This is a genomic window from Povalibacter sp., from assembly GCF_036735925.1.
Taxonomy (GTDB): Bacteria; Pseudomonadota; Gammaproteobacteria; order Steroidobacterales; family Steroidobacteraceae; genus Steroidobacter.
This window is the reverse complement of the sequence record NZ_DAINNK010000035.1, coordinates 1-9,268: the sequence shown is the minus strand read 5'-3', so window position 1 is coordinate 9,268 and position 9,268 is coordinate 1. Positions and strand designations below refer to the sequence as shown.

The window sequence follows — 9,268 nt, the reverse complement described above, 5'->3', positions numbered from 1 at the left end:
AGCGCAAACGAAAACCACTGATCTTCCCGCGCCCGCCACAGATCACGCATCCGGACGAGGAAAGAATTCCTCCCCTCTTCCAGGCTCACCAACTCATCCAGACGAAGCCTGAAATCGAATAGCCGAGCCTCACGCCGCCCGCGTCGCCGTTTCGCCGGCTGCTCACGCAACACGTTGGTCACGTTGGTATCGTGAAGTCTGTACTTCACCAGCATGCGATCGAGGTACACGACACCGCCTCGAGTTGCCGCAATGGCCGCGAGCCACCAGTCGTAGTAGAAGCAGTCGGGGACAGGAAAGGCGCGGGCCAGCAGTTCGCGCCGGAACAGCATGGCATGGCCGGCAACGCAATTCGCTGCGACGAACACCACGACATCGTTGGTGCTGACCATATTGCAGCGACTCGACATTGGCCGATTCTGCGAACATCCGTGTTCATCGATGATGTCCGAGTCGCAATAGACCATCGCACGATTGCCGATGACCTGCTGCAGCAGTTCCAGCTTCTCCGCATGCCAGATATCGTCCTGATCGCACGGTGCAATCAGATCGCCGCGACAAAGCGACATTGCAACTTCGAAGTTCTTTCGGAAACCGAGATTCGAAGAATTGCGGTGTACGCTGATCCGGCGATCACGCGACTCGTACTCGCGCAGAATCCCTAGCGTCCCGTCGGACGAACAGTCATCGACACAGACGATCTCGAGGTTGGCGTAGGTCTGTCCAAGCAATGAATCCATCTGCTCGCGTAGAAATCGCTCACCGTTATAGGTACAGAGCGCGATGGATATCAGCGGCCCGGCCATGACGAACGCGGCACTCGCTAGAAACGCCGACTCACGTTGAGGCCAATGATGTCGACGTCAAAGAACATGCGGGTGCGATCAGGAGAGATAGGCGGCTCGTTGGGCAGCAAGGTCTTGTCGCGCCCCATCTTGTAGAACTGGCGCAGATCCACGCCGACGTCCCACTTGGGAAAAACATCCCGATACTGGATGCCTGCACCCCAGTAGTAACCATACGCTGGCAGTTCGATGTCATAACGCCCCACGCCGAAGAATGCGCCAAGCGCCAGTTTTCGCCCCCAGCGAAATCGATAGTCCAGCGCGCGGAAGGACATCAGCTGGTAACCATCGACGCGATCGAGCTCGACTCTCGCCCCCAGATCGCTCCGTTGCGACACCGGGCGACGGATACCGATGCCGATGTGCGGCGTCGATTCCCAATCCTCTTTGAAGTTCGGAATCGTCGAATCGAGAATCTTCTCTACTTGAGCGCCGCCTGCTCCAACGTCGACGAAGAGTTCGACGCCCGGATCGGTCGTCCCCCGATCCTCGTCGTAGGGGGCAATCGGGCCTCCGCGAAAATCAACGAAATCCACCGAGGCCGCAAGACGTGCGAACGAATCCCCGAAAACATCCTGCCCGGCATGCAGCTCCGCAGTGACCGGCTTGCCGAACAGCGACGTCGCAAGGCTGACGCTGAACATGTGCATCTGTTCATAGGACACGTCAGGTCGCGGTGCGCGACGCCAGTCAGCATCGTTCTTGAGCGTACGGTAGGTCGCCTGCCAGTACTGATTGGATCCGCGGCGCCACCCCAGACGAACCATCTGGCTCCAGCCGCCGATGGCATCGCCAAACTGGCGTTCATCCCCCATCCAGTGGCCGATCACCAGGTCCTTGTTGGTCAATCCTTCGGGGTAGAGGTAGTGGACATACCAGTCGTTCTGCCAATCCGACAATTCATACGTCAGGTCGAAGTTTTTCCAGAGGACTGGAAAGTCCAGACCCAGCGAGAAGTTCGTCGCGCCGAGAAGTTTGTTGCCCGCATAGGCATTGTCCTCGCCAGCGTATTCCGCATACACAGCGAGCGGAATTCGTCCCGGGAATAGGATGCTGCTCGTGAGCGATGCCACCCGATTGCTCGCTTCCAGTCCCGCACCCAGCGCGTTTTGATTCTCGATCAGGGCATCCCAGAAATCGCTCCATTCGTTGCCGCTGCTGCGCGCGCCGCCGCCATATTGGGACTCGCGATTGAAAGCCACGGCGTAGCCTGTCACCGGTTCGATTGCCAGATGAAGACCCGCGAGGCGCGGACTCCCTGAAGTCGTCGTTTCTCCGTACAGGATGCCGTCCTGGCGCGACATCTTCGCCGCGAAGATTTCGTAGCTGATACCGAGAGGTGTCAGCGGCCTGTAGTTGGAGATCGTGACCGAAGGCATCGTCGGCGCTTCACTGCTGATCAGGGAACTGCTGTCGGTGAGCGGCGACCACCAGTGATCGCGATAGCCGATGTCGAGTTGCGCGAAGTCGAAGCCTGCGCTCACGAAGGAGCCCGTGGGGGTCGCCTCGCCGTCATAAGCGATGCCTCCGGCGTTGACGATCAAGTAGTCACCCAGTTGCACGTAACCGCTGGCGCTGACTTGCCACGCAGAGTCGATCGGCAGGCCGTGACGATTGGGAATGGGGACCTGGGAATCTCCATCGGTCAATGCCACCTCGGGCTTTGCGCTCGTAACCGCCCATTTGCGCATGTAGCCGCGCAGATAATTCTGGACTTCCGTGCAGAGCGCCCGATCTTTCTGGCAGGCCATGGGAAGTGCGTCGAGCACGGTTCCTGCCGCAATCGGTCGGGTCATGACGGGCTTGCCCGCAAGTATCAGGACGCGTTCGATCTTTCTTTCAATGTCCGCAGACAGATTGAGCGGCAAGTAGGGACTCGCGCCTCTCGCCCAACCTGCCGATGAGGCAATGCAGATCAGGAAACATGCCGCAGCGGCGCGCGACCATATCGGGAGAGATCGTCCATGCGGATCGTTCATCGAGATTCCAGAAGTTTCGTGCTTATTGTCCGATTATGCCGGCTGACGGCACACGATGTCTCCGGGCCGCCGGATCAATACGGACTGGACCGCCACCTGACGGTCACTTTTTCATGGCTGGATTCTTCGACGATTCCGACGACTTCGTACTCGAGTGTATTCAGCCCATCGTGAGCGGGGCTTTCGAGCCCTCGCAAGAGGCGTGTGCGCCGACGCCGGTTGCGACCGATCTGCCGGCGCACAGCTGCGCGATCCGGACGTACCTGCTGGGCGGCAGGGTTGGGCAAATCCTGATATTCGCCCTTTAGATCGGCGTAACAAAAAAAACCCGCCATCAACAAGCGGAAAAAGAAATCATCGTCTTCCTTGCCCCATCCCCAGTATTCGTTGGAATAGCCATTCGCCGCGAACACCTGCTCCTTGCGGATGGAGACAGCACCGGAAAAATAATGGTCTGCGCGATTCGATTCTCCCTCCTCGCCTGCAATCCGGCTTACCAGGCGCAGCGGTTGCGAGGGACATAGGTAATTCGTCGTCACGGGCACTGCGTCGACGTCATGCAGGCAGTAGTAGTCCGTCCTCTCGCGGGCGAAATGAATTCCGGCGTTGATCAGCTTTCCTCGATTGAACAAACCTTCGTTCTGCTGCTCCATGACCAGAATGCGATAGTTCAACCGCTGTTCCTGCAACGTCGCCTGCAGCACCGGCAGAAGCCGTTCGAGGTGCGCCCGCCGCTCGCGAAATGGAATGACGATCGTCAGCCGTTGGTCATGCGAAAATGTCAGCGGGATGGCTTTTCGATGAGCGATCAGCCCACGCGCTACCGGCGCAATGAGCTTCCAGTTGGCAATGCTCACCGGCGCATATCGACCGTCGATCAATACGTGCCGCTCGGGATCGGCACCCAGGCGTCGACTCGGCCACCATCGCCTGAGCCACCACCTGCGCGCGAGCCTTGCCGGATCAAATGGATACTCGATCGCCAATGAAATTGTCCCGCATCCGCTGTTGCGGCGGAGTCTAGCGGTCTGGCGAACAGACCATCCACTTTCATCTGGCGATCGGTTCGGTCGATCCCGAGCGCCACCGCCTACGCGCCCCGCCCGCTCCCACCTGCAATCTCCCATGCTTCTCCAGCCGCGTCTCGATTCCACCTGTGGTCCGTCCATGCGCCTGCGCCAACTGCGCAACGGCGACACCTTGATCGAACTCGCGCAACAACTTCTCGTCCTCCTCGGCAGTCCACGGCTTGCCGGCGTTGCACGGAGCGGCGGGGCGCGCGCGGCTCTTCGACCGGCCAGCCTCCATCAGACGCACAGCCAGAAACAGCGCGCGAACCACGTCCGCACTCTGATACGGGCTGTCGGCAGGAAAGACCTCGCCAGTCGCCGGATTGACGCCATTGGCCAGTGCCGACACGATAGACAGCGCTCTTGCTTCATCCATGATGTTTGTTCTCCTGTCGAATGGAACGATCGAGCCGCAATGCTCGCCGGTATTCGACCTCAATGTGCCGACGGCCTGATGATGGATATCGGGCATGTCTGTCGAGAAACGCTGCGCCGATGCGTCGGCGCGGCTCACTTTCGAAAGGGTTTTCTGACCGATGCGTTCGTTTGGCTCGATCCTGCTGTTGTTCGCCGTCTCCCTGCTCGCTGCTGCCGCGCTGGCCTACCCCGCGTGGGTCCTGATCGGACTGCTCGACGATCAGCCCATTCATCGCATCCTGCATCGGCTCGCGATGCTCGCCGCCATCGTCGGCATGGTCTGGCTGGTGCGCCGCTGGCGATTGACGGACAAACAGTCGGCGGGATTCGGACTGCCGCGCCGGACGTTCTGGAAACAGATCGGGACCGGGCTGCTGCTCGGCGCGGTGATCATCGCTCCGCTGCTGCTGTCGCTGCATTGGCTCGACGTGCGCACCGCCGATCCGACGGCGGACGTCACCGCGGGCCGGATGGCGAAAGTGCTCCTGAAGGGATTGCTGACGGGTCTGGTCGTCTCATTCATCGAAGAACTTTTCTTTCGCGGCTATCTGTTCACCGCAATCGAACGCGAGTCCGGACGTCTGCTGGCAATCGTGCTGCCCAGCCTGCTGTATGCATCGGTGCATTTTCTGGACGGACGCCTGCGTGTACCGCGCGATGAAATCGAATGGGACAGCGGCTTCACCGTTCTCAGCCGCATGTTCCTCGCGTACAACGATCCGCTGCGGATCCTGGATTCGTTTCTCGCGCTGTTCGCCGTAGGTGTGCTGCTGGCGATTGCGCGCGCGCGCAGCGGAGCCATAGCACTGTGCATCGGCATGCATGCCGCCTGGGTCTGCCTGCTCTATTTGGATGAGACCATCACCCAGTTCAATCCGGACAGCAATGCGCGCTGGCTGGTGGGTTCGTACGACAACGTGATCGGATGGGGAACCGTCGCGTGGATGGGCGTGATGGCGGGCGCGTACTGGCTTGCTGCGCGCAATGCGGGGTCGGTTGCCGTTGGTCTCAGGAAGTCAGGCTGAAGCCTGACCTACAAGAAGAACGGGCTACTGCAGGTCTTCTTCCTGTTCGACCGCTTCGACCCGCACACGCTGTCGCAGGTGCTCCAGGCGCTGCAGGGGATCGCGCATCTCCAGGCACTCCTGCTTCTCCGGCAACGGTAGCGGCAGGATCTCGACGATGCGCGAGCCGACCCAGGCGGCATCGTCGTAGCGGATCGGCGTGAAATCGTAGACGGGCGCCAGCTGCGGCAGCGCATGCTGCAACAGGCGTACGAGGTAAGCGCATTCGGCCGGCACGGGCAGCTGCGGCTCGGGCGACAGCCATTCGATCGTGGCGACATTGAGTCCATCCGGCTGGCGCGATACGGAACGGATGGCGAACGATCGTTCGCCGAGCGCGGTGATGCCGAGCAGGCCGTCCTGCAGTTTCTCGAAATCCACGATGCGCGCCGACGTACCCACGGTCACGGTTTGCGCATCGCCCCCTGCCTCCACACCCTCGACGATCATCGCGATTCCGAACGGGGTGCCTTCGCGCATGCACCGGCCGATCATGTCGACATAGCGCGCTTCGAAAATGCGCAGCTTGAGCGGCCCTTCAGGGAACAGCACCGCGTTGAGCGGGAAGAGAGGAATGCATTCCTCTCCCGCAGCAGGCGGCGGTGCCGCGGATTCCGTGGCGCCCTTCTTCATCAGGAGCGGTCGGTCTGGTCGCCGCGCTCGCGCAGGCTGGCCAGAAGCTTGTCGTGAATGCCTTCGAAGCCGCCGTTCGACATGATCAGCACGTGATCGCCGTTGCGCGCAGCATCGCTCAGTTCGGCCACCAGCGCGGCGATGTCGTGCGACACGCTCGCGCGCTCGCCGAGACTCGCAACCGCACCGGCGACGTCCCATTTGACCGCAGGTCCCTGGTACAGCCAGACGCGATCCGCGCCGGCAAGCGATCCTGCAATCGCCTCCTGATGCGAACCGAGCTTCATGGTGTTGGAACGCGGCTCGAGCACTGCAAACAGCCGTGCCTTGCCGATGCGCCGACGCAGGCCATCGATGGTGGTGGCAATCGCGGTGGGATGGTGTGCGAAGTCATCGTAGACGGCGATGCCATTCACCACGCCGCGGATTTCCATGCGTCGCCGGACACCTTTGAATTCGCTCAGCGCCGCAACTGCCGTCTGCAGTTCGACACCGGTGTGACGCGCGGCGAGCACGGCGGCCAGCGCGTTTTCCGCATTGTGGCGTCCGAGCAGCGACCAGCGCACTTCCGCCATCCTGCGATCGCCTTCCATGATGGCGAACGACGAGTAATCGCCGCCGGGCTCGACGGCCACGTACCACGCAGCATCGCCCTGTACGCCGCTCGCAAAGCGTTCGACCGGCGTCCAGCATCCCATGTCGATGACATGCATGACGTTCGCATCGCCGGCGTTGGCCACGACGAGTCCATTGCGCGGCACCATGCGCAGCAGCTGGTGGAATTGCCATTGGATCGAAGCGACGTCCGGATAGATGTCGGCGTGGTCGTGTTCGAGATTGTTGAGGATGGCCGTGCGCGGGCGGTAGTGCACGAACTTCGCGCGCTTGTCGAAGAAAGCGGTGTCGTACTCATCCGCTTCGACGACGAAGTACTTGCCGCCGCCCGCGCGCGCGGTCACGTTGAAATTGCCCGGCACGCCGCCGATGAGGAATCCCGGATTCAGTCCGGCGTATTCGAGAATCCACGCCAGAATGCTCGAAGTCGTCGTCTTGCCGTGCGTGCCGGCGACCGCCAGCGTCCAGCGATCGGCGAGCAGATGACGCGACAGCCACTCCGGACCCGACGTGTAGGGAATACCGCTTTCGAGCAGCGCTTCGATCAGCGCATTGCCGCGGCTCATCACATTGCCGACCACGACCACATCGGGCTTGAGCGACAACTGCGCGGGGTCGTAGCCCTGGATCAGCTCAATGCCCAGTGCCGAAAGCTGATCCGACATCGGCGGATAGACGTTCTGGTCCGATCCCGTCACCTTGTGACCGGCGGCACGCGCCAGCGCCGCAATGCCTCCCATGAACGTGCCGCAGATGCCGAGAATGTGAACGTGCATGTGTCGCTACTGTGATGAGTGCGTGACGTCTAGCCGTGCAGCCGACTGACGATCGCCTGCGCCACCGCGCCGGTCGAATAGATGATGGCAACCGTCAGCGCCATTCCTGTCAGCAGGCCGCGATCGAGCGCGTGCATGAAGATGCGTCCCATGATGAGCGCGATGGCCAGGAAACGCAGCGACAGCCAGAGGGTCGACGGCTCGCCGGAAGCGACGCCGGCAGCGAGCTGCACGGCCGCGACCACGATGTCGATCGCCGCCAGCAATGCGCCGACGCCGAACATCGCCGTCAGCGTCTGGATGAATCGCTGGCTGCGCCCGAAAAAAGCCAGCACGAGCCAGAGCCACAGCATCATCATGGTCACATCGACGCCGACGATGACGAATGCCGTGCTCAGCCGCAGGTCCAGCAATTGCACCTGGACGAAACTCGCGGCCACATAGATGCCGAGCACCAGCAGCAACAGGAAGCGCGACGCCGGCAGATCCTGCGGACCCTTGCGCCACAGCGCAATGTCGATGAAGGTTTGCAATAATTTCCACATGGGATTTTCAGCGCCGATTGTACACGCCATGCCGCCAGCACTCCTGATCACCACCGACGGACAACTGGCCGCGGCCCTCGAAATGCTGTCGGGCAGCAACTTCGTCGCACTGGATACGGAGTTCATGCGTGAACGGACCTACTACGCCAGTCTTTGCCTGATCCAGGCAGCCACGACCGATGCCTGCGTGATCATCGATCCGCTCGCCGGGATGGACCTGCAACCGCTCTGGACATTCCTCAACGATCGCGCCCGTCTCAAGGTGCTGCATTCGGGACGGCAGGATCTGGAAGTTCTGACCCAGGCCATGACGCCGGTATCGACCGATGCGCCGACGACATCCGCAGCGGTGCCCGGGCCGATCTTCGATACCCAGGTCGCCGCGGCGCTGCTGGGTTCGCCGGCACAAGTCGGCTATGCGACGTTGATTTCGGAACGCCTCGGACATTCCCTGCCGAAGGCCCACACGCGCACCGACTGGAGTCGTCGCCCGCTGTCGGCCGAGCAACTCGAATACGCCGCCGACGACGTGCGCTACCTCGTTCCCCTGTATCTGAACCTGCAGGCTGCGCTGTCGGAGCGCGGACGGATGGAATGGCAGGACGAAGAAGCCAGGGAAATGGAAGATCCAACCCTGTATCGCATGGAGCCCGCCGACGCGTGGCGTCGACTGAAAGGACTCGAACGACTGCGGCCCGACCAGCGCGCCACGATCAAACTCATCGCCCAATGGCGCGAAGCGCGTGCGATGCGCAAGGACAAGCCGCGCGGCTGGATCCTCGCGGACGAATCCGTGCGGGCCATCGCCGAGCGCATGCCGACGAGCCGCGTCGAACTCGATACCGTCGAAGGACTGTCTGCGAATTTCCTGCGCAAGCGCAGCGAGGAGATCGTCGATCTCGTCAAGCAGGGTCGCGCGAACGCCGCGTCGGAAGCGCCTGCGGTGGTTCCGGTCCGTCCCGATCCGGCCCTGGTCGCACGCGCGACCAAGCTGCTGGCATTGGTACGCAGCGAAGCCCAGCGGCTCGACGTCGCGCCGGAACTGCTGGCAACGCGACGCGATGTCGAACAGATCGTCTTCTCGGGACGCTCGGATCACATGACGACCGGCTGGCGTCGCGAGGTGATCGGGGAAAAGCTGATCGCGGCAAATGCCGCGATGGCGGCGGAGTGAGGTTCTTCCTGTAGGTCAGGCTGTAGGTCAGGCTTCAGCCTGACTCCTTAGCAGGCCGGCTGAAGCCGGCCCCACAGGAAGAAGGAAGCCGGGACGATCTACTTCTTGCGACGCGCCACTTTCTTCTTCGCCGGCCGCGCCACCTTGCGA

Annotated in this window: 9 protein-coding genes; 2 read left to right on the top strand and 7 right to left on the bottom strand. The window is 61.8% G+C overall.

Features of this window, described 5'->3' with window-relative positions:
• The 4 genes from V7D81_RS12110 to V7D81_RS12095 all read right to left on the bottom strand — a co-directional run.
• On the bottom strand, positions 1-806 hold an 806-nt coding region (locus V7D81_RS12110), incomplete at its 3' end, for a glycosyltransferase family 2 protein (protein WP_324316784.1).
• A 17-nt stretch (positions 807-823) separates the two neighbouring features.
• A complete protein-coding gene (locus V7D81_RS12105; RefSeq protein ID WP_324316783.1) occupies positions 824-2,713 on the bottom strand; it encodes a capsule assembly Wzi family protein in 1,890 nt (629 codons plus the stop codon).
• Positions 2,714-2,898: 185 nt separating this feature from the next.
• Positions 2,899-3,810, bottom strand: coding sequence for a galactosyltransferase-related protein (locus tag V7D81_RS12100; RefSeq protein WP_324316782.1), 912 nt, complete (start codon positions 3,808-3,810; stop codon positions 2,899-2,901).
• Positions 3,811-3,874: 64 nt separating this feature from the next.
• Positions 3,875-4,366, bottom strand: coding sequence for a hypothetical protein (locus tag V7D81_RS12095; RefSeq protein ID WP_324316781.1), 492 nt, complete (start codon positions 4,364-4,366; stop codon positions 3,875-3,877).
• Positions 4,367-4,430: 64 nt separating this feature from the next.
• On the opposite strand from V7D81_RS12095, the gene V7D81_RS12090 reads away from it, so the two are divergent.
• A complete protein-coding gene (locus V7D81_RS12090; protein WP_324316780.1) occupies positions 4,431-5,336 on the top strand; it encodes a CPBP family intramembrane glutamic endopeptidase in 906 nt (301 codons plus the stop codon).
• A gap of 24 nt (positions 5,337-5,360) precedes the next feature.
• Here V7D81_RS12090 and V7D81_RS12085 read toward each other — a convergent pair whose 3' ends face one another.
• Genes V7D81_RS12085 through V7D81_RS12075 form a run of 3 tightly spaced genes read right to left on the bottom strand, consistent with a single transcriptional unit; the run spans position 5,361 to position 7,944 of the window.
• Positions 5,361-6,008: an LON peptidase substrate-binding domain-containing protein gene (locus V7D81_RS12085; protein ID WP_324316779.1), complete on the bottom strand. Its 648-nt coding sequence runs from the start codon at positions 6,006-6,008 to the stop codon at positions 5,361-5,363.
• Positions 6,008-7,399: a UDP-N-acetylmuramate:L-alanyl-gamma-D-glutamyl-meso-diaminopimelate ligase gene (gene mpl, locus V7D81_RS12080; RefSeq protein ID WP_324316778.1), complete on the bottom strand. Its 1,392-nt coding sequence runs from the start codon at positions 7,397-7,399 to the stop codon at positions 6,008-6,010. Before mpl ends, V7D81_RS12085 begins: the two co-directional genes overlap by 1 nt.
• 29 nt (positions 7,400-7,428) lie before the next feature.
• On the bottom strand, positions 7,429-7,944 hold the full coding sequence (locus tag V7D81_RS12075) for a hypothetical protein (RefSeq protein WP_324316777.1): 516 nt from the start codon (positions 7,942-7,944) through the stop codon (positions 7,429-7,431).
• A 28-nt stretch (positions 7,945-7,972) separates the two neighbouring features.
• Here V7D81_RS12075 and rnd point away from each other — a divergent pair, with 28 nt between their 5' ends.
• Positions 7,973-9,118 carry a ribonuclease D gene (gene rnd, locus V7D81_RS12070; RefSeq protein WP_324316776.1) on the top strand — a complete coding sequence of 382 codons (1,146 nt, stop codon included), beginning with the start codon at positions 7,973-7,975 and terminating at the stop codon, positions 9,116-9,118.
• Positions 9,119-9,268 lie beyond the last annotated feature (150 nt).